Below are 20,287 nucleotides of genomic sequence, written 5' to 3' on the forward strand. Positions count from 1 at the left end.
GCGGAAGGGGTCGGCCCCGCTGTGGCGGGGCACGGTCCCGGCGGGAGGGGCGGCCCGTGACGGGCACGGTCCCGGCGGAAGGCCCTGTTGACTACGTCTATTCATCTCGGGAGTATGTGAATAGCTCAATCCAATCGATGGCTGGGAGGCTGGGCTCATGTCAGGACCGCGACCCGTGCGAGCACCGCGTGGAACGGAACTGAGCACTCTGGGATGGCAGCAGGAGGCCGCGCTGCGGATGCTCCAGAACAACCTCGACCCCGAGGTCGCCGAGCACCCGGACCAGCTCGTCGTCTACGGCGGCACGGGCAAGGCGGCCCGCGACTGGCGCTCGTTCGACGCCATGGTCCGCACCCTGCGGACGCTCAAGCAGGACGAGACGATGCTCGTCCAGTCCGGCCGCCCGGTCGGCGTCATGCAGACCCACGAGTGGGCGCCCCGCGTCCTGATCGCCAACTCCAACCTCGTCGGCGACTGGGCGAACTGGGAGGAGTTCCGGCGGCTGGAGGCCCTCGGCCTGACCATGTACGGCCAGATGACCGCCGGTTCTTGGATCTACATCGGCACCCAGGGCATCCTCCAGGGCACCTACGAGACCTTCGCCGCCGTCGCCGAGAAGCGGTTCGGCGGCACGCTCGCCGGGACCATCACCCTCACCGCCGGCCTCGGCGGCATGGGTGGCGCCCAGCCGCTCGCCGTCACCATGAACGACGGCGTCGCCCTCTGCATCGACTGCGACCCCCGCGCCATCGACCGCCGTATCGAGCACCGCTTCCTGGACGTGAAGGCCGACTCGCTCGACCACGCTCTGCGGCTGGCCGTCGAGGCGCGCGACCAGCGCAAGCCGCTGTCCATCGGGGTCATCGGCAACGCGGCCGAACTGGTTCCGCAACTGCTCGCGATGAACGCCCCCATCGACATCGTCACCGACCAGACCTCCGCCCACGACCCGCTCGCGTACCTCCCGGTCGGCGTGGACTTCGACGACATGGCCTCCTACGCGGCCGAGAAGCCCGCCGACTTCACCCAGCGCGCACGTGAGTCCATGGCGCAGCACGTCGAGGCGATGGTCGGCTTCATGGACGCCGGGGCCGAGGTCTTCGACTACGGCAACTCGATCCGCGGCGAGGCCCAACTCGCCGGATTCGAGCGGGCGTTCGCCTTCCCCGGCTTCGTCCCCGCCTACATCCGCCCGCTGTTCTGCGAGGGCAAGGGCCCCTTCCGCTGGGCCGCCCTCTCCGGCGACCCCAAGGACATCGCGGCGACCGACAAGGCGATCCTCGATCTCTTCCCGGAGAACGAGTCGCTGGCCCGCTGGATCCGGATGGCCCGCGAACGGGTCCACTTCCAGGGCCTTCCCGCCCGTATCTGCTGGCTCGGCTACGGGGAGCGGGACCGCGCCGGCGAGCGCTTCAACGACATGGTGGCCTCGGGCGAGCTGACCGCTCCGCTGGCCATCGGCCGCGACCACCTGGACTGCGGCTCGGTCGCCTCCCCGTACCGCGAGACCGAGGCCATGCTCGACGGCTCGGACGCGATCGCCGACTGGCCGCTGCTCAACGCGATGGTCAACGTCGCCTCCGGCGCGTCCTGGGTCTCCCTCCACCACGGCGGTGGCGTGGGGATGGGGCGCTCGATCCACGCGGGCCAGGTGACGGTCGCCGACGGCACGCGGCTGGGCGGCGAGAAGATCCGCCGGGTGCTGACCAACGACCCGGGCATGGGCGTGATCCGCCACGTCGACGCGGGCTACGAGCCGGCCGACGCCGTCGCGCGCGACCGTGGGGTCCGCATCCCGATGCGGGAGGGCGAATGACCGGGACGGCTGACGAGCGCCCCGCCGGCCCGCACGCGGCGGGCACGGCGGACGGCAGGGACACGGCGGACCGGGCGGGCACCGCGGACCGGGCGGGCACGGCGGACGGTGGCGGCAGGGTGGACCGGGAGGGCACGGCGGACCGGACGGGTACGCCGGCGGCCGCGGCCGAACGGCGGCCCGCACCCGCCTCGTTCCCCCGGACGCCCGCACCCCCCTCGTTCCACGCGATGTGGGCCGACCTGCTGCCCATCGGCCGCCACACGGCCACCGGCGGCTACCGCCGCTACGCCTGGACCCCCGCCGACGCCGACTGCCGCGCCTGGTTCCGCGCGCAGGCCGAATCCCGAGGCCTGGTCCACGAACTGGACCGCAACGGCAACCAGTGGGCCTGGCACGGCGACCCGGACGCCGGGAACGCCGTCGTCACCGGCTCGCACCTCGACTCCGTACCGGACGGCGGCGCGTTCGACGGGCCGCTCGGCGTCGTCTCCTCCTTCGCCGCCCTCGACGAACTGCGGGCGCGCGGGTCCGCGCCCGACCGCCCGCTCGCGATCGTCAACTTCGGTGACGAGGAAGGAGCGCGCTTCGGCCTTGCCTGCGTCGGCTCGCGCCTGACCGCCGGGCAGCTCACCGCCGAGCAGGCGCACGCCCTGCGCGACGCCGATGGCGTGACCCTCGCGCAGGCGATGGAACGCGCCGGGTACGACCCGGAGGCGATCGGCCCCGACCCCGAACGCCTCGCCCGCATCGGCGCGTTCGTGGAACTCCATGTCGAGCAGGGCCGCGCCCTGGACCGTACGGGCCATGCCGTCGGAGTCGCCTCCGCGATCTGGCCGCACGGGCGCTGGCGCTTCGACTTCCGCGGCGAGGCCAACCACGCCGGGACCACCCGTATCGAGGACCGCCGCGACCCGATGCTCACCTACGCGGCCACCGTGCTCGTGGCCCGGGAGAAGGCGGCGCGCGCCGGCGCGCTGGCCACCTTCGGCAAGGTCGGCGTCGAGCCGAACGGCGTCAACGCCATCGCCTCCCTCGTCCGCGGCTGGCTCGACTCCCGCGCCGCCGACGAGCACACCCTCGCCACCGTCGTCGGCGAGATCGAGCGCGCCGCGGGAGAACGGGGCGCGCGCGACGGTGTCGAGGTGAGCGTCACCCGCGAGTCCTTCACCCCCGTGGTGGAATTCGAGCACGGGCTGCGGGACAAACTCGCAGCCCTGCTGGCGACGGGCGGCGCGCCCGTCCCCGTCCTGCCCACCGGAGCGGGCCACGATGCCGGTATTTTGTCGGCCTCGGTGCCCACCGCCATGCTGTTCGTACGGAATCCCACCGGCGTCTCGCACTCGCCTGCCGAGACAGCCTCCGAGGACGACTGCGTCGCCGGTGTCACCGCACTCGCCGACGTACTGGAGGGGCTCGCGTGTCGCTGACACCGCAGACCTACTGGGCCGAACACGCATGGCTGAACGGCACGGTCGAACAGCAGGTCGTGATCGAGACGGGAGCCGACGGGCGGATCGCCGCGGTGCGCCCGGACACGCCCACCGCCCCGCCCGGCTCGGTCGCCCTGCCCGGGCTGACCATCCCCGGCCTGGCCAACGCGCACTCGCACGCTTTCCACCGCGCCCTGCGCGGCACGGTCCAGGTCGGCTCCGGCACCTTCTGGACCTGGCGCGAGATCATGTATCAATTCGCCGCCAAGCTCACCCCCGAGACGTACTTCGACCTGGCGAAGGGCGTCTACGCGGAGATGGCCCTGGCCGGGATCACCGCCGTGGGCGAGTTCCACTATCTGCACCACGCCCCCGAGGGGGAGCGGTACGCCAACCCCAACGCCATGGGCGAGGCCCTCGTCGCGGCCGCGGCCGACGCCGGCATCCGCATCACCCTCCTCGACACCTGCTATCTGGCCTCCGGCTTCGGAACGGGCCGCAGCGGGGCACCGCCGGACCACCACCAGCTGCGGTTCAGCGACGGCACCGCCGAGGCATGGGCGGAGCGCGTTTCGGCCTTCCCCCGTGACGTGCTGGGCGAGCACGCGCGGCTCGGCGCCGCCATCCACTCCGTACGCGCCGTCCCCGCCGCCCAGCTGGGCACCGTCGCCGCCTGGGCCGAGGACAACGAGACCCCCCTCCACATCCATCTGTCCGAGCAGACCGCCGAGAACGAGGCCTGCCGCCGGACCCATGGCTGTACGCCCACCCGGCTGCTCGCCGACCACGGGGTGCTCGGCCCGCGCACCACCGCCGTCCACGCCACCCACCTCATCGCGGGGGACATCGCCCTCCTCGGCGGCTCGTCCACCGGCGTCTGCATGTGCCCCACGACGGAACGGGACCTCGCCGACGGCATCGGCCCGGCCAAGGAGCTCCAGGACAGGGGGAGCACCCTCAGCCTCGGCAGTGACAGCCACGCCGTCATCGATCTGCTCGAGGAGGCCCGCGCGATGGAGCTCGACGAGCGGCTCCGTACGCGCACCCGCGGACACTGGACGGCCTCTCAGCTCATGCGCGCGGCCACCGCCGACGGCCACGCCGCCCTCGGCTGGCACGAGGCGGGCCGCATCGAGGCCGGCGCCATGGCCGACTTCACCACGATCGGGCTGGACTCCGTGCGCACCGTGGGAACGCTGCCCCGACTGGCCACCGAGACGGCCATATTCGCGGCGACCAACGCGGATGTCCGGCACACCGTGGTCGGAGGGCGCCACATCGTCCGCGAGGGAGTCCACCAACTCGTCCCGCACGTCCCGGCCTCGCTGGCCGAGGCGATCGCGGCCTTGAGGGGCTGACGGGCCCGGCGCACCGTCCCGACGCCACGACCCGTCCCGACGCCACGACCCGCGCGGACGCGACCGCCGCGGACCTCAAGACCGCGGACCTCACGACCGCCGCGGACCCGGTGCGCGCCGCCGATCCGGCGCGCGCCGCGGCTCCCACGACCGCCGCGGCTCCCACGACCGCCGCGGCTCCCACGACCGCCGCGGTCCCGACGCACACCCAACGGTTGGAGAAGAGCGCGCCCATGGCCACCGCCACCGCCATCACCCACATCGCCAGTCTGGTCACCAACGACCCCTCCCTCGCCTCCACCGTGGGCGCCGGCCCCGGTACGAGCCCCCTCGGCCTGATCCAGGACGCCGCCGTCGTCATCGAGGGCGACCGCGTGGCCTGGGTCGGTGAGACCAGCCAAGCACCCGCCACCGACAACCGGATCGACGCCGAGGGCCGGGCCGTGATCCCCGGCTTCGTCGACTCCCACTCCCACGTGGTCTTCGCGGGCGACCGCACCGAGGAGTTCAACGCCCGTATGTCGGGCCGCGCGTACACCGCGGGCGGTATCCGCACCACCGTCGCCGCCACCCGTGCCGCCTCGAACAACGTCCTGCACGCCAACGCCGGCCGCTACGTCCACGAGGCGCTGCGCCAGGGCACCACCACCATGGAGATCAAGTCCGGCTACGGACTCACCGTCGAGGACGAGGCCCGCACCCTGGGCATCGCCGCCGCCCACACCGACGAAGTCACCTATCTCGGCGCGCACATCGTGGCCCCCGAGTTCGCCGACGACCCCGCCGCCTACGTCGACCTCGTCACCGGCCCGATGCTCGACGCCTGCGCCCCGTACGCCCGCTGGATCGACGTCTTCTGCGAGAAGGGCGCGTTCGACGGCGACCAGGCCCGCGCCGTCCTCACCGCCGGTGCCGCCCGCGGCCTGACCCCGCGCGTGCACGCCAACCAGCTGTCCTACGGGCCGGGCGTCCAGCTCGCCGTCGAACTCGGCGCGGCCTCCGCCGACCACTGCACGCACCTCACCGATGCCGACGTCGACGCCCTCGCGCACAGCGAGACCGTCGCGACCCTGCTGCCCGGCGCCGAGTTCTCCACCCGCGCCGACTATCCGGACGCACGCCGCCTGCTGGCCGCCGGCGCCACCGTCGCGCTGTCCCCCGACTGCAACCCCGGCTCGTCCTTCACCACCTCCATGGCCTTCTGCATCGCCGTCGCCGTACGGGAGATGGGGATGACGCCGGACGAGGCGCTGTGGTCGGCGACCGCGGGCGGCGCCGCGGCACTGCGCCGTACCGACGTGGGCCGCATCGCCCCCGGCGCCCGCGCCGACCTGGTGCTGCTGGACGCCCCGTCGCACGTCCACCTCGCCTACCGCCCCGGCGTGCCCCTCGCGGCGGCAGTCTGGCGCCGGGGCGAGCTCGTCACCGACCTGGTCTGAGCGGGGCCGCGCCCGTGCACGTCAAGCGCGAGCCCGCCCGGAGCGTGGCCATGATGGCGCTCACGCTGACCACGGGCATGGTCGAGGCTGTCAGCTTCATCGCCCTCGGCCCGGCCTTCACGGCCGTCCAGACCGGCAACACGCTCTTCCTCGCCTTCGCGCTCGGCGGGACGCCCGGCATGACCGTCGGGCCGCCCGTCGCCTCTCTCTGCGGCTTCGCCGCGGGCGCGGTGGTCGCCGCCCGCCTGGAGTCGCGCATGGACGTCCGCGGGCGGCGCTGGTACGTGCTGTCCCTCGTCGCCGAGGCCGTACTGCTCGCGGTGGCGGGGCTCGCGGCGTGGGAGCTGGAGCCCCTCGGCACGTCCGACACCGCCCGGCACTACGCGGTGATCGCCCTCGTGGCCGTGGCGATGGGGATGCGGAACGTGACGATGCTGCGGGCGCCGGTACCCGACATGTCGACGACCGTGCTCACCCGGTCGATGACCGCACTCCTCGGCGGCTCGCCCCTCGGGCTCGACACGAGGATCCCCTCAGGCCTCGCCCCCACCGCCCGCAGAGCGGCGACGGTGGGGGCCATGGTCGCGGGCGGCCTGCTCGGCGCCTGGCTGCTCCACGAGGCCGTACGAGCGCCCGTGGTGCTGCTGGCCGTGGCCGGCTGCGTCCTGGCGGTGGCGGGCGCCTACTGCTTCGTGCCCCGCGTGAACGCCCCCGAGACCGGCTGAACCGGTCTCGGGGGCGTACGAGGCGTCATGCGCGTCGCCGGGCGCCGGGAGCGCGGCGGGCGCTCCCGGCTGGGGCGTGTCACTCCTCGATCATCAGACCCTTGCGGAGTCTGGTCAGTGTCCGCGTCAGCAGCCGGGACACATGCATCTGCGAGATGCCGAGCTCCTCGCCGATCTCCGCCTGCGTCATGTTGGCCACGAAGCGCAGGGAGAGGATCGTGCGGTCGCGCGGCTGCAACTCGGCGATCAGCGGCTTCAGGGACTCCACGTACTCGATGCCTTCGAGGCCGTGGTCCTCGTAGCCGATGCGGTCGGCGAGCGCGCCCTCGGCGTCGTCCTCCTCGGGCTGGGCGTCCAGCGAGCTCGCGGTGTACGCGTTGCTCGCGGACATGCCCTCGACGACCTCCTGCCGGGTGAGGCCCAGGCGCTCGGCGAGTTCGGCCACCGAGGGGGCGCGGTCGAGCTTCTGCGACAGCTCGTCGCCGGCCTTGGCCAGGTCCAGGCGCAGCTCCTGAAGCCGTCGCGGGACCCGTACCGACCAGCTCGTGTCGCGGAAGAACCGCTTGATCTCACCGATGATCGTCGGCATCGCGAAGGTGGGGAACTCCACTCCGCGGCTCAGTTCGAAACGGTCGATGGCCTTGATCAGACCGATGGTGCCGACCTGGACGATGTCCTCCATCGGCTCGCTGCGGGAGCGGAAACGGGAGGCGGCGAACTTCACCAGCGCGAGGTTGAGCTCGACCAGCGTGTTCCGTACGTACGCGTACTCGTGGGTGCCTTCCTCGAGCGACTCCAGGCGCGCGAAGAGGGTCTTGGACATGGCCCGGGCGTCGAGCGGGGCCACCTCGTCGTACGGAGGGATTTCGGGGAGGTCCGCGAAGAGCTCGTCCTCGCGACCCTGGGGGGCGTCGAAGTCCTGGTCCTCGTCGGCGTCACGCGCCGCGGGGATTTCGGAATTACTTTGCCCGATCTGGGTTTCCTCCCGCCGGACGGTGGGGGAGGTTGTCGACGTCGCGGACCGCCGCACATGGCGATCGTCAGCGGTGCGCGGCTCGTCGAGCCGGGGTGACATGGTCTCCTCCATCATTCTCGGCATATGGCTGCCGGTGCCGGTTTCTCGTTCTGCGGTGTGCGGCGCCTCCGAAGCCGGCAGTGGTCGAACGTGTCGCTACTAGCCCTACCCGGTCCGGCCAGGGGAAAGCAAGGTCGGGATGGTGCGCTATGTCCTTTTCGAGGGGATGTTCGTCTACCGGACCGCGTATCGAAGGCGTAGGGTTCGGGGTGCGCCGTCGCAAGCAACCAGAAGGGGTGCGCATGGACCGCGGGATGGTCGGCAGTACCAGCAGGGGCCGGCTCCAGGTCGAGGTTCGGCACCACGGGTCCAGTGCTGTCGTGACGCCGGCGGGTGAGCTCGATCACCACACCGCCGAGGTGCTGCGGGAGCCTCTGGAAGGATGCGTCGACCAGGGACGATCCCGCCTCGTGGTGGACTGCTCACGGCTCGAGTTCTGCGACTCCACCGGGCTCAATGTGCTGCTCGGTGCGCGGCTCAAGGCCGAGGCGGCGGGTGGCGGTGTCCATCTGGTGGGCATGCTCCCGGTCGTTGCACGCGTGTTTGAGATCACGGGCGCGGAGGCAGTCTTCACCGTCCACGACACGCTCGACGAGGCGCTTGCCGACTCGCCGGCCGACTGAACCCTTTTCTCTGCCCGCCCGCTCCGTGGCGTGATGCGCGCGTTATATGCGTCACACGTTCCGTATCGAAGAAGTGGGTGTTCCCGTCGATTGGTCGGGCAGGAGACTGCTGAATCTGATGAATCTGTCAGGCAACCGTTACCTGTGTATCGGCGAATCGGTGAGGTGAAGCGCTGATGAGCACCACGCGGCCGTACTCGCCGGGTGATCGCGGCCCGGAGGCGGGCGGTGCTTCCCCTGCTGTGCCCTCGTCCGGCCAGGTGCGCAGACTCGACCTCAATGACGCCAGCGGGATCGTCCCCAGCGCCCGGGACTTCACCCGCCAGGCCCTCTACGACTGGGGCTGGCTGCCCGCGGCCACCGGTGACCAGCGTGCCGCCGCCGAGGACGTACTGCTCGTCGTCTCCGAACTCGTCACCAATGCGTGTCTGCACGCCGACGGCCCCGAGGAACTGCGCGTCGGCTGCACCGGCAAGGTGCTGCGCCTGGAGGTCGTGGACCTCGGCTCCGGCTCGCCCGCCCCCCGCACTCCGCACCGCGCGAGCCGGCCCGGCGGCCACGGCATGTTCATCGTCCAGCGGCTCTGCCTGGACTGGGGGGTCGTGCGGAACGCCGACGGAGTCGGCAAGACCGTATGGGCGGAGCTCGCCGCTCCCGCCTAGGCGACCGCCCCGCCCGCAGTCCGTTTCTCTTCCGAACACGCCGATCCGGCGTGTTCTTTGTCTTCCCTCTCCAAGGTCCCCGGCGTACTGTCGGCGCGCGAATCTGATGTGTCGTCAGTAAATCGCGCGCGGCGACAACCGACGAGAGGGGATCGAGGTGTCCCGTACGAAGAGCCGGACGGCCGCTCGCGGGGGAGTGCTCGCGGTGGCAACGGCCGTTGCGACCGGGGCCGCGGTGCTGCTGGCCGCCCCGACGGCCCACGCCGATGTGGTGGACGTCGACTACCGGTGCAAGACGCCGATCGGTGACAAGGGCGCGGTCTCGCCCATCGACATCAAGAGCGTCAAGAGCGGCAGCTCCTACAGACTCACCATGACCTTCGAGAAGGGTGTCTCCTCCAGCCCCGTGGAATTGGGCAAGGGGGCCATGAACCCCAGTGCGCTGATCAAGCTGGGCGGTGCCGAGAAGGGCACCCTCCGCGTAACGGGCCCGCCGAACAGCGAGGCCATCCCCGCCAACACCCCCATCAAGATCAGCGACTTGTCGGGTACCTACACCCCCAAGGGGAGCGGCGAGGCCACCTTCACGGCCTCGACGCTGACGATCAAGGCGCTGGGCACCACCACGACCTGCACCCCGGCGAACAACCCCAAGCCGTCGCTGACGCTCGATGTGAAGGGCGCGGGCGGCGGATCGTCCGCCCCCTCGGGCGGGGAGGAGGCGGGCGGCGAGGAACTGCCGCAGACCGGCCCGGCCGATTCGGCGGTCGCGCTCGGCACGCTCGGCGGAACCGTTCTCCTCGCCGGAGTGGCCGGAGTGCTCTGGCTGACGCGGCGCGGCGGGCGGCCGGCGGCATAGCCGTCCGCGGCTCGGCGGTCCGTGGCCCGGCGGTCCGTGGCCCGGCGCTCTCTGGTCCGGCGGGTCAGTGGCCCGGCGCTCTCCGGTCCGACGGTCCGGCGGTCCGTGGCCCGGCGGACCGTGGACGCGGTGCGCGGTTGGGGCCCGCGCACCGCCGATGGCCGGGCCGCCCAACGGTACGGGCCGGACCGCCGTACCCGGTCCGGCCGGGGCGGAGTCCGGCGAACCCCCCGCCCCACCCGCAGCATTGATCCGCGAGCGAGCAGCCGAGGAGCCGCCGATGGAGTCCCGGACCCGCAGGGCACGGAGGGCAGCGAGGGCGCTCGTGCCGGTGCCGGCGGCAGTGGCGGCACTCTGCGCCGCCGTCCCGGCGTATGCGGCACCGGCTTCCGTCTCCGTAACGGCTTCCGTGTCCGCACATGCGCCCCTCTCCGCACCGGCTCCCCTCTCCGCCGCACCGGTCGATCCTGCCTCCGCGCCGGTCGTCGCCGGTGACTGGTCCGCCGCGCCCGCGTCCGGGGGCGGCAGCAGACCGAGTGCGGGCGGGCGACCGTACTTCTACCTGGAGGGGCGGCCGGGCACCGTGCTGGAGGACACGGTCACCGTCACCAACTCCGGTACGCAGGCGCGGACCGTCCGGCTGCGCGGCGCCGACGGCTACACCGCGGACGCGGGGTCCTTCGCCGTACGAGGGCCGGGCCGGAGCACCGCCTCCGGCGCATGGGTCACCCTGGCGTCCTCGCGGGTGACGGTGCCGCCCCGCACCCGGGCCGACATCCCGTTCAGCGTGACCGTCCCGCCCGATGCCGTACCGGGTGACCATCCCGCCGCGATCGTGGTGACCGGCGGTGGACGGGAGTCGGGCGTACGGCTCCATCTGCGGGTCACCGGGCCGACGTTGGCGGCCCTGTCGGTCGAGGACGTGTCCGTCGCGCGCACCGGCGACGGCGCCGAGATCCGCTACGCACTCGTCAACCGGGGCAACACCGCGCTCGAACCGCGCCTCGCGGTCCGCGCCGACGGCCTGTTCGGCGGCGGGACGCTGCGCCGCGCCGCCCGCGACCTCCCCGTGGAACTGCTGCCGGGCGCGCGGGTCCGGCTGGCGGAGAAGTGGCCCGGGGCGCCCCGGCTCGACGCGGCGGACGTCACGCTCACCGCCACCGCGGCGGGCGGCGCCCACGCCACGGCCAGCGCCTCGTACACCCCGTTCCCCTGGACGGCGTCCGCGCTGCTGGTGCTCGGTCTGCTCGCGACGGGGGCGGGCGGCTGGTACGTACGGCGGCACCGCAAGCGGACCGGTTCCGTCCCCGACGGCATGGACCGCACAGGGGAGCACCAAGGGCAGCACGAGTTGCGCGGCGCACGGGAGTTGGCCGACGCGGGATCGGGGGCGACGCGATGAGGCGGGGCAGCGGGCCGGGCGCAACCGGGTGCGGAACGGTGTCGACGACGCTGCCGGCCGTACGGCGCGTGGCGTCCGTCCTGTCGATGCTGTCCCTGCTGGGGGCGTTCGTCCTCCTCCCCGCCACGAGCGCCGCCGCTGCCGAGCCCGACGGCCGACCGAGCGTCCGGCTGTCCAAGGCGGAGGCGGGCGTTGGCGGAACGATCACCGTCACGGGCAAGGGCTGGCGCCCCCGCACCCTGCTGACCCTCCTCGTCTGCGGCCAGAACATGATCGGCGGCACCAACGCCTGCGCCAACGCCGACGGACGTGCCGTCACCACCCGGCGCGACGGCACCTTCACCCGCAACCTGCCGGTCGCCGAACCGCCCAAGCCCTGCCCCTGCGTCGTGCACGTCGCCACCGTCACCGGCGAGGCCGCTTCGGTCGACGCGCCGCTGAAGGTCGCCGGGCACCCGGTCGCCCCGCTCCCCGAGGAGGAGGGCACCGGACGGCTCGCCGTGCTCGCGGCCCGGCTCGAGGGGTCGAGCGGTCTGCTCACATGGTTCGGGGCGCCGCCGCAGCGCCGGCTCGTCCTGACGGTCGGCAACCTCGGCTCGGCACCGGCACGCAACCCCGTGTTCCGCATGGGCACGTCGCACGGGGTGTTCGCGCCGCAGTGGGAGGAGCAGCAGTGGCGGGGCTCCGTCGAGCCGGGGAAGAAGGCCCGGATCGAACTGCCCGTGGAGCTGGCCGCGGGAGCGCACGGCGACTATCTCGTCTCCCTGAAGTACGGCAACAAGGTGCTCACCGAGCAGCCGTGGGGCGTCGAACGCCCCTGGGGCGTCACGCTCTTCTGGCTCCTGCTGTGCGTCGTCGTCCCCGCCGCGGTCTTCCGGATCGGGATGGCGGTCGTCGACCGCGTCCGCCCGCATCTGCCCACCCGTACGCGAGGCCGGGGCCGTTCGCGAGGCCGCGGCCGTACGGGAAGCCGCGACCGTACGGGGCGAGGCGACGCCGGGCGGACCGCGCGCCCCGACCCCGGGGCGGGCCACGCGGCCTCCGGTGACGGGGGAGCGGGCGAACCCGCCACCGCTCTGCCCTGGTTCACCCCCGACACCCTCCCCTCCCGGGAGGAGCAAGTCTCCGCACCGTCAGAAGACCGTTCCTCGTCGAAAGGAAGCTCGTGAAGACGCAACGGAGGGTGAGCGCGGCCGGTGTCGCGCTGATGCTCGGCGGTGCGGGGCTCCTGATCGCCGCGAGCCCGGCACAGGCGGCAGAGGTCAGTTACGCCACGGAGTGTCTCCCGCCGCCGATCTCCGGCCTGCCACCGGTGCAGGGCACCACCACGGTGGACATCAAGGCCCCGGAGACGGCGAAGGTGGGCGACACGGTCGAGGTCGTGTGGACGACCGTGAAGGCGGCGTCCAAGAACCCCGACATCCTCGACCTGGCCAAGGACACCGTCCAGCCGACCGGGAAAATCACGGTGGCGGGCGCGCAGACCGGTGAACTGGCCGTGGAGGGGCCGCGGGAGAACCCGCCGATCCCCAAGAACAGCCCCATGGTGCTGTCCGCCATGAAGGGCACGCTGAAGCTGGAGAAGGCCGGTGAGGTCACGCTGGCACCGGGCTTCTACAACATCAACGTCAACAAGCCCATCTCCACGGACACCAAGTGCTCCGCGAAGGAGGAGGTGAAGGCGGCCGCCACGATCAAGGTGACCGACGGCGGTGGCACGACGGGCGGCACCACCTCGGGCGGCTCGACCGGCGGAGACTCGGGCGGTACGACGGGTGGCGACTCGGGTGGTTCGGACTCCGGTGGTTCCACCGGCGGCGACACCGGGGGCGACACGGGCGGGACGGACGGCGGTTCGGACTCCGGTGGCTCCACGTCCGGCGGGACGACGGGCGGCGGCGGGGACCCGGACGGCACGAGCTACACCGGCAAGGAGGTCGAGGTCCCGTACAAGTGCAAGACCCCCATCGGCGACAAGGAGGCGACCTCCCCCGTCCGGATCGACGCCAAGAAGAACGGCGGCGACTTCGATCTGACGGTGAAGTTCAGCAAATCCGTCATGGACAGCCCGGCCGACATTCCCGCGGACTCGGTCAAGCCGTCCATGGAGGTGAAGCTCGGCGGCGCCGACAAGGGCACCGTCCACGTCGAGGGGCCGGCCAACAAGGAGCCCATCAAGTCCGGTGACCCCATTGAGATTCCCGATCTCCAGGGCACGTACAAGCCCGGAGCCACCGGCAAGGCCACGCTGACCCCGGGCGTCCTGACCATCGAGGCGCTGGGCACGACCACCACCTGCACACCCGCCGAGGACCCGGGTGTCTCGCTCGAACTCGACACCTCTGAGCAGCCGGGCGGCGCCTCCGGCGGCTCGTCCACGGGCGGCTCCGGCACGGGTGGCGCGTCGGGCGGTTCGGCGGGCGGCTCCTCCTCGGGCGGCGGTCTCGCCGAGACGGGCGCGAACGACAACGGCGGGCTGCGCGCGCTCGGCCTCGTCGCCGGCACGGTCGTCCTGCTCGGCGGCGCGGTCTTCACCTTCACCCCGTGGAGCAGGCTGCGCGGCACCCGCTGAGAGCTTCACGCGTAAAACGCCGTCAACAGGGCCGTGACGAGGCTTCGTTGACGGCGAAGGGCCCCGGCGCTCGACGGCGCCGGGGCCCTTCATGCCTCCCGGAGAGGCGATGCGGACGGTACGGAGGTCAGTGCACGTCACCCATCAGTGCCTCGACCTTCTTGCGGTACTGGAGGATCGCGCATCCGGCGATGATCGCCAGGGCCGCCTCGACCCCGACCACCTTGGAGCCGCTGAGGTCGACGCCCCCCAGCGAGAGGAGGCCGGTGATGCAGTCGCCCGCGGTGACGGCGAGGAACCACACGCCCATCATCTGGCTGGCGTACTTGGCGGGGGCCATCTTCGTGGTCACCGACAGGCCGACCGGGGAGAGGCACAGCTCGCCGATCGTCTGGATCATGTAGATCGACACCAGCCACATCGGGCTGACCTTGGCGCCGTCCTCGGCCATCAGCATCGGCACGACGAAGACGAAGAACGAGGCACCGACCAGCATCAGTGCACCGCCGAACTTCTTCGTGGTGCTCGGCTCGCGGTCGCGCCGCGCCAGCGCCAGCCACCACCAGGCGAAGACCGGGGCCAGCGCCATGATGAACAGCGGGTTCAGCGACTGGAACCACGACGAGGGGAAGTTGAGCCCGAACAGCGAGTCCGAGGTCTTGGTCTCGGCGAACGCGGCCAGCGTCGAACCGCCCTGGTCGTAGATCATCCAGAAGACGGCCGCGGCGACGAAGAACCAGATGTAGCCGCTCATCCTGGTCTGCTCGGTGGCCGACAGCTCCTTGTCCCGCTTGATGCGGACCAGGACCGCGGTCGGGATGATCAGGCCGAGCAGAGTGATCGGCACCAGCGCCCAGTTGAGGGTGAAGCGGCCGGAGAAGTAGACGACGCCGTAGAAGACGGCGGCGATCCCCAGCCACAGCAGGCCCTTGCGCAGCGTGGAGGTGCGCTCCTCGGGCGAGAGCGGGGCGTTGACGATGCTGCTCTTCTCGCTGAGGTGGCGCGAGCCGATCAGGAACTGCAGCAGACCCAGCCCCATGCCGACCGCGGCGAGCGCGAAGCCGTAGTGCCAGCCGACCTTCTGGCCGACGGTGCCGATGACCAGCGGGGCGGCGAAGGCACCGAGGTTGATGCCCATGTAGAAGACGGTGAAGCCACCGTCACGGCGCGGGTCCTGGGGGCCGTCGTAGAGGTGGCCGACCATCGTGGAGATGTTGGCCTTCAGCAGGCCGGAGCCCAGCGCCACCAGCGCCAGGCCCGCGAAGAACGACGCCTGGCCGGGCAGTGCGAGCGCGAGGTGACCGGCGATGATGACGGCGCCCGCGATGGCTACCGTCTTCCTCGGGCCCCAGACGCGGTCGCCGAACCAACCGCCGGGCATGGCCAGCAGATAGACCATCGCCAGGTAGACGGAGTAGATGGCCACCGCGTTGGCCTCGGACATCCCGAGGCCGCCGCCCTGGCTGCCGGGCTTGGCATCGGGGCCGCCGGCGATGAGATAGACGACGAGCAGGGCCCGCATCCCGTAGAAGCTGAAGCGCTCCCACATCTCGGTCATGAAGAGAGTGGCCAGTCCGCGCGGGTGGCCGAAGAAGGTCTTGCCGCCGGCAGGGTTCTCCTGCTGCGCTGATCCCTTCGTCAGGCTGGACGCCATGGTCGATCCTTGTGGGTTCGGGACGCTCCAGCCGGGTGAAGCGCCCGTGTGTGGGGGGAAAGTGGCGGTTCTGCGCACAGACGAAGAAGACCTCCGGCGTGCGAGCGCTGCCAAAGGTCCCCTGATAGTGCTTATGGACGCGCGGACACCTTACGGCACGTCATGGGCGCATATGGAAGGCCTTGAGATCAATGTCACAGGCGAACGCGGAACCCACGCGGCGCACTCGACGGTAGTCCACCCTCCCGCCTCTCCTGCCCCGGGGCCTTGCCGGATAGGCCCAGCTCGGCGGGCATGCGGACTACCATCGGTCCATGACCCGAGTACTGCTCGCCGAGGATGACGCCTCCATCTCGGAACCGCTGGCCCGGGCCCTGCGCCGCGAGGGCTACGAGGTCGAGGTGCGCGAAGACGGTCCGACCGCCCTCGACGCCGGTCTGCAGGGGGGTGTGGACCTCCTGGTCCTCGACCTCGGCCTGCCCGGCATGGACGGTCTCGAGGTCTGCCGCAGACTCCGCAACGAGGGCCACGGTTTCCCGGTCCTCGTCCTGACCGCGCGGGCCGACGAGGTGGACACCGTTGTCGGCCTCGACGCCGGCGCCGACGACTACGTCACCAAGCCCTTCCGCCTGGCCGAGCTCCTCGCCCGCGTACGGGCGCTGCTGCGCCGCGGCGCGGCCGAGACCCAGGCGCAGCCGCCCGCCACCCACGGCGTGCGGATCGACGTGGAGTCGCACCGCGCCTGGATGGGCGAGGAGGAGTTGCAGCTCACCGCCAAGGAGTTCGACCTGCTGCGGGTCCTCGTACGCGACGCGGGGCGGGTCGTCACGCGCGACCAGCTGATGCGCGAGGTGTGGGACACCACCTGGTGGTCCTCCACCAAGACCCTGGACATGCACATCTCCTGGCTCCGCAAGAAGCTCGGCGACGACGCGGCGAACCCGCGCTACATCGCCACGGTGCGCGGCGTCGGCTTCCGGTTCGAGAAGAGCTAGTGCGCTCCGAGCCGGCCCGGGGGGCCCTGTGCGCCGCCGACTGATCAACTCCACGCTCGCCGTGGTGCTCGTCGTGATCGCCGTCTTCGGCATCTCCCTGGTGATCGTCGAGACCAGGACGATCGAGAACAGCGCCCAGGAGAGCGTCGATTCCGAGGCCGTACGGCTGGTCAGCATCGTCGACAGCCGCCTCCTGGGCGGCGAGCGGGTCAGCGCCCGGGTGCTGAACAACCAGATCACCCCCAACCGCTACGCCCGCATCGAGATGCCCGGCGAGAAGCCCATCGAGGTCGGGAAGCGGCCCCCGGGCGATGTCATCGAGGCGAAGGAGCGCGGCGAGGAGGGCGAGACGGTCGTCGTCCAGGAGTCCGCCAGCACGGTCAGCGGTGAGATCGGCCGGACGTTGCTGATCATCCTCGCGGTCGCCCTGCTCGCCGTCATCGCGGCCGTCCTGCTCGCCGTACGCCAGGCACGCCGCCTCACCGCCCCGCTCACCGACCTCGCCGAGACCGCCGAACGGCTGGGCTCCGGCGACCCGCGGCCGCGCCACCGGCGGTACGGCGTCCCGGAGCTGGACCGTGTCGCGGACGTCCTCGACTCCAGCGCCGAGCGCATCGGGCGGATGCTGACCGCCGAGCGGCGGCTGGCCGCCGACGCGTCCCACCAGCTCCGTACGCCGCTGACCGCGCTGACCATGCGGCTGGAGGAGATCACCGCCACCGACGACCCGGCGACCGTGAAGGACGAGGCGTCGATCGCACTGGGGCAGGTCGAGCGCCTCACCGACGTCGTCCAGCGGCTGCTGACCAACTCCCGTGACCCGCGCACCGGATCGGCCGTCGGCTTCGACCTCGACGAGATCGTCAAGCAGCAGATCGAGGAGTGGCGGCCGGCCTACCGCAACGCCGGGCGGATCATCGTCCGCTCGGGCAAGAAAGGCCTGCGGGCCGTCGGCACCCCGGGCGCGGTCGCCCAGGTGCTGGCGACGCTGATCGAGAACTCGCTGATGCACGGCGCCGGTCCGGTGGCCATCCGCACCCGCGTCACCGGCAACCAGGTCGTGGTCGAGGTCACGGACGAGGGCCCCGGTGTCCCGCCGGACCTGGGCTCGCGGGTCTTCGAACGCACGGTCAGCGGGCGGAACTCCACCGGGCTCGGCCTGGCGGTGGCCCGGGACCTGGCGGAGGCGGACGGCGGACGGCTGGAGTTGCTCCAGCAGCATCCGCCGGTCTTCGCGCTGTTCCTGAGCTGTGAGACGGTCCAGCCGGACGAGGTCACTTCGTCCGGTTGAGCTCGTCCTCCTCCAGGAACGATTCGGCGGTGGTGACGGCGTCGCGGCCGGGCATGGTGCGGAAGACCCAGGTGCGGTACGACCAGAATCGGAAGACCGTGGCGATGCCGAGGCCGATCCCGTTCTTGGCGATGTTGTCCGCGACGGTCGTGGTGAACCCGAGGCCGTAGTGCGAGATGGCCAGGATGCCGTTCTCGATCACCAGGCCGACGCCGCTGAAGAGGAAGAAGAGCGTGAGCTCGCGGCTGCGGCGGTTCTTGTCGGTGTCGCGGTAGGTCCAGTAGCGGTTGCCGACGTAGTTGGTGCAGATCGCGATGAAGGTGGCGATCACTCCGGAGCGCACCACGGCCAGGCCGAAGGCGTGCACGCACAGATTGAACACGACGAAATTGACCAGGAAGCCGACGGCGCCGACGGTCCCGAACTTGGCGAGTTCACGGGCGAGCTGCTTGAGCTGCTGCAACCGCGAACGACCTGTGCGCCGTTCACCCATAGTGATCGTGTGGCTCCGTTTGTTGGCGTTGTTCCGGCTTCTGTCCGGCCTCTCATGCTAACCAGGGCCCCCCGCTGCCGGTGGCCGACACCCGCGAAGAGCCGGACGTCTCATATGGAGTTCTTCACAGGGGCGCGCCTGGAGGATCGTCCAAACAGGCGGCCGGGGCAGTCCTGGAGTGCGGATACCCTGGGTGAGTGACGTTCCCGGTAGTCGGCATGGTCGGAGGCGGCCAGCTCGCCCGTATGACCCACGAGGCGGGCATCCCCCTCGGCCTGAAGTTCAAGCTCCTCAGCGACAGCCCGCAGGACTCTGCGGCGCAGGTCGTCAGCGACGTCGTCGTCGGTGACCACCGCGACCTCGACACCCTTCGTGCTTTCGCACAGGGCTGCGATGTGATCACCTTCGATCACGAGCATGTGCCCACCGAGCACCTGCGCGCCCTGGAGGCGGACGGGGTCGTCATCCGCCCCGGCATCGAGGCCCTGATCCATGCCCAGGACAAGGGCGTCATGCGGTCCCGGCTCGACGCGATCGGCATCCCGTGCCCGCGCCACCGGATCGTGACGGACCCGGCCGACGTGGCGCGCTTCGCGGAAGAGGGCGACGGCTTCCCCGTCGTCCTCAAGACGGTCCGCGGCGGCTACGACGGCAAGGGCGTCTGGGTCGTCGACAGCGCGGAGGAGGCGGGCGACCCGTTCAAGGCCGGTGTCCCCGTCCTCGCCGAGGAGAAGGTCGACTTCGTCCGCGAGCTCGCCGCCAATGTCGTACGGTCCCCGCACGGCCAGGCCGTTGCCTATCCGGTCGTGGAGTCGATCCAGGTCGGCGGGGTCTGCGACACGGTGATCGCCCCGGCCCCCGGCCTGCCGGAGGAGCTGTCCCTCCGCGCGCAGGAGCTGGCGCTGACCATCGCCAAGGAACTGGACGTCGTCGGGCACCTCGCGGTCGAGCTGTTCGAGACCGTCGAGCCGGACGGCACCCGCGGCATCGCCGTCAACGAGCTGGCGATGCGCCCGCACAACTCCGGCCACTGGACCCAGGACGGCGCTGTCACCTCGCAGTTCGCCAACCACGTACGGGCCGTGCTCGACCTGCCGCTCGGCGACCCGCGCCCCCGCGCGCGCTGGACCGTGATGGCCAACGTCCTCGGCGGCGACTTCCCCGACATGTACTCCGCGTACCTGCACTGCATGGCCCGGGATCCGCAGCTCAAGATCCATATGTATGGCAAGGACGTGAAGCCCGGCCGTAAGGTCGGCCACGTCAACGTCTACGGCGACGATCTGGACGATGTGCGCGAACGCGCCCGGCACGCCGCCGACTATCTGCGAGGGACACTGCTCGAATGACTGAGTTGGACCGCAGGGGGGCATCCCCCGTCATCGGGATCGTGATGGGATCCGACTCGGACTGGCCGGTGATGGAGGCCGCGGCCAAGGCGCTCGACGAGTTCGAGGTGCCCTACGAGGTCGACGTCGTCTCGGCGCACCGCATGCCCCGCGAGATGCTCACCTACGGCGAACAGGCCGCCGAGCGCGGCCTGAAGGCCATCATCGCGGGCGCGGGCGGTGCCGCCCATCTGCCCGGCATGCTCGCGTCGGTGACCCCGCTGCCGGTCATCGGCGTCCCCGTGCCGCTGAAGTACCTCGACGGCATGGACAGCCTGCTCTCCATCGTGCAGATGCCGGCCGGGGTCCCCGTGGCCACCGTCTCCGTCGCGGGCGCCCGGAACGCCGGCCTTCTCGCGGTGCGGATGCTCGCCTCCCACGACCCCGAACTGCTGGACCGCATGCGGAAGTTCCAGGAGGAGCTGGGCGAACAGGCGGCGCAGAAGGGCAAACGCCTGCGTGCCAAGGTCGAGGGCACCGGCTTCGGCTTCGGCCAGTGAAG

Annotated in this window: 18 protein-coding genes; 15 read left to right on the plus strand and 3 right to left on the minus strand. The window is 71.6% G+C overall.

What is annotated here, in order from left to right; all coding sequences use genetic code 11:
- The first annotated feature begins 157 nt into the window (after positions 1 to 157).
- From hutU to ACGFNH_RS31710, 5 genes are all read left to right on the plus strand, one after another.
- Positions 158 to 1,816 carry a urocanate hydratase gene (gene hutU, locus ACGFNH_RS31690; RefSeq protein ID WP_393659677.1) on the plus strand — a complete coding sequence of 553 codons (1,659 nt, stop codon included), beginning with the start codon at positions 158 to 160 and terminating at the stop codon, positions 1,814 to 1,816.
- A gap of 230 nt (positions 1,817 to 2,046) precedes the next feature.
- The gene (locus tag ACGFNH_RS31695) at positions 2,047 to 3,246 is read left to right on the plus strand and encodes an allantoate amidohydrolase (RefSeq protein WP_393659769.1); all 1,200 of its coding nucleotides are present in this window, start codon (positions 2,047 to 2,049) and stop codon (positions 3,244 to 3,246) included.
- The gene (locus tag ACGFNH_RS31700; RefSeq protein ID WP_393659679.1) at positions 3,237 to 4,607 is read left to right on the plus strand and encodes a formimidoylglutamate deiminase; all 1,371 of its coding nucleotides are present in this window, start codon (positions 3,237 to 3,239) and stop codon (positions 4,605 to 4,607) included. Before ACGFNH_RS31695 ends, ACGFNH_RS31700 begins: the two co-directional genes overlap by 10 nt.
- Positions 4,608 to 4,840: 233 nt before the next feature.
- The gene (hutI, locus tag ACGFNH_RS31705) at positions 4,841 to 6,046 is read left to right on the plus strand and encodes an imidazolonepropionase (protein WP_393659681.1); all 1,206 of its coding nucleotides are present in this window, start codon (positions 4,841 to 4,843) and stop codon (positions 6,044 to 6,046) included.
- A gap of 14 nt (positions 6,047 to 6,060) precedes the next feature.
- Positions 6,061 to 6,771 carry a YoaK family protein gene (locus tag ACGFNH_RS31710; protein WP_393659683.1) on the plus strand — a complete coding sequence of 237 codons (711 nt, stop codon included), beginning with the start codon at positions 6,061 to 6,063 and terminating at the stop codon, positions 6,769 to 6,771.
- 79 nt (positions 6,772 to 6,850) lie between these two features.
- On the opposite strand, the gene ACGFNH_RS31715 is transcribed toward ACGFNH_RS31710, so the two are convergent.
- Positions 6,851 to 7,846, minus strand: a complete 996-nt coding sequence (locus tag ACGFNH_RS31715) for an RNA polymerase sigma factor SigF (RefSeq protein ID WP_393659685.1) — start codon at positions 7,844 to 7,846, stop codon at positions 6,851 to 6,853.
- A 242-nt stretch (positions 7,847 to 8,088) separates the two neighbouring features.
- Here ACGFNH_RS31715 and ACGFNH_RS31720 point away from each other — a divergent pair, with 242 nt between their 5' ends.
- From ACGFNH_RS31720 to ACGFNH_RS31745, 6 genes are all read left to right on the plus strand, one after another.
- On the plus strand, positions 8,089 to 8,469 hold the full coding sequence (locus ACGFNH_RS31720; RefSeq protein ID WP_393659687.1) for an STAS domain-containing protein: 381 nt from the start codon (positions 8,089 to 8,091) through the stop codon (positions 8,467 to 8,469).
- 176 nt (positions 8,470 to 8,645) lie between these two features.
- Entirely contained in the window at positions 8,646 to 9,131 is a 486-nt protein-coding gene (locus tag ACGFNH_RS31725) for an ATP-binding protein (RefSeq protein WP_393659688.1), read from the plus strand.
- 157 nt (positions 9,132 to 9,288) lie between these two features.
- Positions 9,289 to 9,990 (plus strand): LPXTG cell wall anchor domain-containing protein, encoded by a 702-nt coding sequence (locus ACGFNH_RS31730; RefSeq protein WP_393659690.1) that lies wholly within the window; start codon positions 9,289 to 9,291, stop codon positions 9,988 to 9,990.
- A 409-nt stretch (positions 9,991 to 10,399) separates the two neighbouring features.
- The gene (locus tag ACGFNH_RS31735; RefSeq protein ID WP_393659692.1) at positions 10,400 to 11,392 is read left to right on the plus strand and encodes a hypothetical protein; all 993 of its coding nucleotides are present in this window, start codon (positions 10,400 to 10,402) and stop codon (positions 11,390 to 11,392) included.
- Complete coding sequence (locus tag ACGFNH_RS31740) at positions 11,389 to 12,561, plus strand: hypothetical protein (protein ID WP_393659694.1); 1,173 nt, start codon at positions 11,389 to 11,391, stop codon at positions 12,559 to 12,561. Before ACGFNH_RS31735 ends, ACGFNH_RS31740 begins: the two co-directional genes overlap by 4 nt.
- Positions 12,562 to 12,599: 38 nt before the next feature.
- Complete coding sequence (locus ACGFNH_RS31745) at positions 12,600 to 13,964, plus strand: hypothetical protein (protein ID WP_393659771.1); 1,365 nt, start codon at positions 12,600 to 12,602, stop codon at positions 13,962 to 13,964.
- Positions 13,965 to 14,091: 127 nt separating this feature from the next.
- Here the strand turns inward: ACGFNH_RS31745 and ACGFNH_RS31750 are convergent, their stop codons facing one another.
- Complete coding sequence (locus ACGFNH_RS31750) at positions 14,092 to 15,618, minus strand: peptide MFS transporter (RefSeq protein WP_393659696.1); 1,527 nt, start codon at positions 15,616 to 15,618, stop codon at positions 14,092 to 14,094.
- A gap of 314 nt (positions 15,619 to 15,932) precedes the next feature.
- Between ACGFNH_RS31750 and ACGFNH_RS31755 the strand changes: the two genes are divergently transcribed.
- Both ACGFNH_RS31755 and ACGFNH_RS31760 read left to right on the plus strand, forming a co-directional pair.
- On the plus strand, positions 15,933 to 16,613 hold the full coding sequence (locus ACGFNH_RS31755) for a response regulator transcription factor (protein WP_393659698.1): 681 nt from the start codon (positions 15,933 to 15,935) through the stop codon (positions 16,611 to 16,613).
- 28 nt (positions 16,614 to 16,641) lie between these two features.
- Positions 16,642 to 17,904, plus strand: coding sequence for an ATP-binding protein (locus ACGFNH_RS31760; protein WP_393659700.1), 1,263 nt, complete (start codon positions 16,642 to 16,644; stop codon positions 17,902 to 17,904).
- Here ACGFNH_RS31760 and ACGFNH_RS31765 read toward each other — a convergent pair.
- Positions 17,888 to 18,397 (minus strand): GtrA family protein, encoded by a 510-nt coding sequence (locus ACGFNH_RS31765; RefSeq protein ID WP_393659701.1) that lies wholly within the window; start codon positions 18,395 to 18,397, stop codon positions 17,888 to 17,890. The genes ACGFNH_RS31760 and ACGFNH_RS31765 overlap by 17 nt on opposite strands.
- A gap of 197 nt (positions 18,398 to 18,594) precedes the next feature.
- Between ACGFNH_RS31765 and ACGFNH_RS31770 the strand changes: the two genes are divergently transcribed.
- Both ACGFNH_RS31770 and purE read left to right on the plus strand, forming a co-directional pair.
- The gene (locus tag ACGFNH_RS31770; RefSeq protein WP_393659703.1) at positions 18,595 to 19,746 is read left to right on the plus strand and encodes a 5-(carboxyamino)imidazole ribonucleotide synthase; all 1,152 of its coding nucleotides are present in this window, start codon (positions 18,595 to 18,597) and stop codon (positions 19,744 to 19,746) included.
- Positions 19,743 to 20,285, plus strand: coding sequence for a 5-(carboxyamino)imidazole ribonucleotide mutase (gene purE, locus ACGFNH_RS31775; RefSeq protein ID WP_393659705.1), 543 nt, complete (start codon positions 19,743 to 19,745; stop codon positions 20,283 to 20,285). Before ACGFNH_RS31770 ends, purE begins: the two co-directional genes overlap by 4 nt.
- The last annotated feature ends 2 nt before the right edge of the window (positions 20,286 to 20,287 follow it).

The organism is Streptomyces sp. NPDC048639 (assembly GCF_043199075.1).
Taxonomy (GTDB): domain Bacteria; phylum Actinomycetota; class Actinomycetes; order Streptomycetales; family Streptomycetaceae; genus Streptomyces.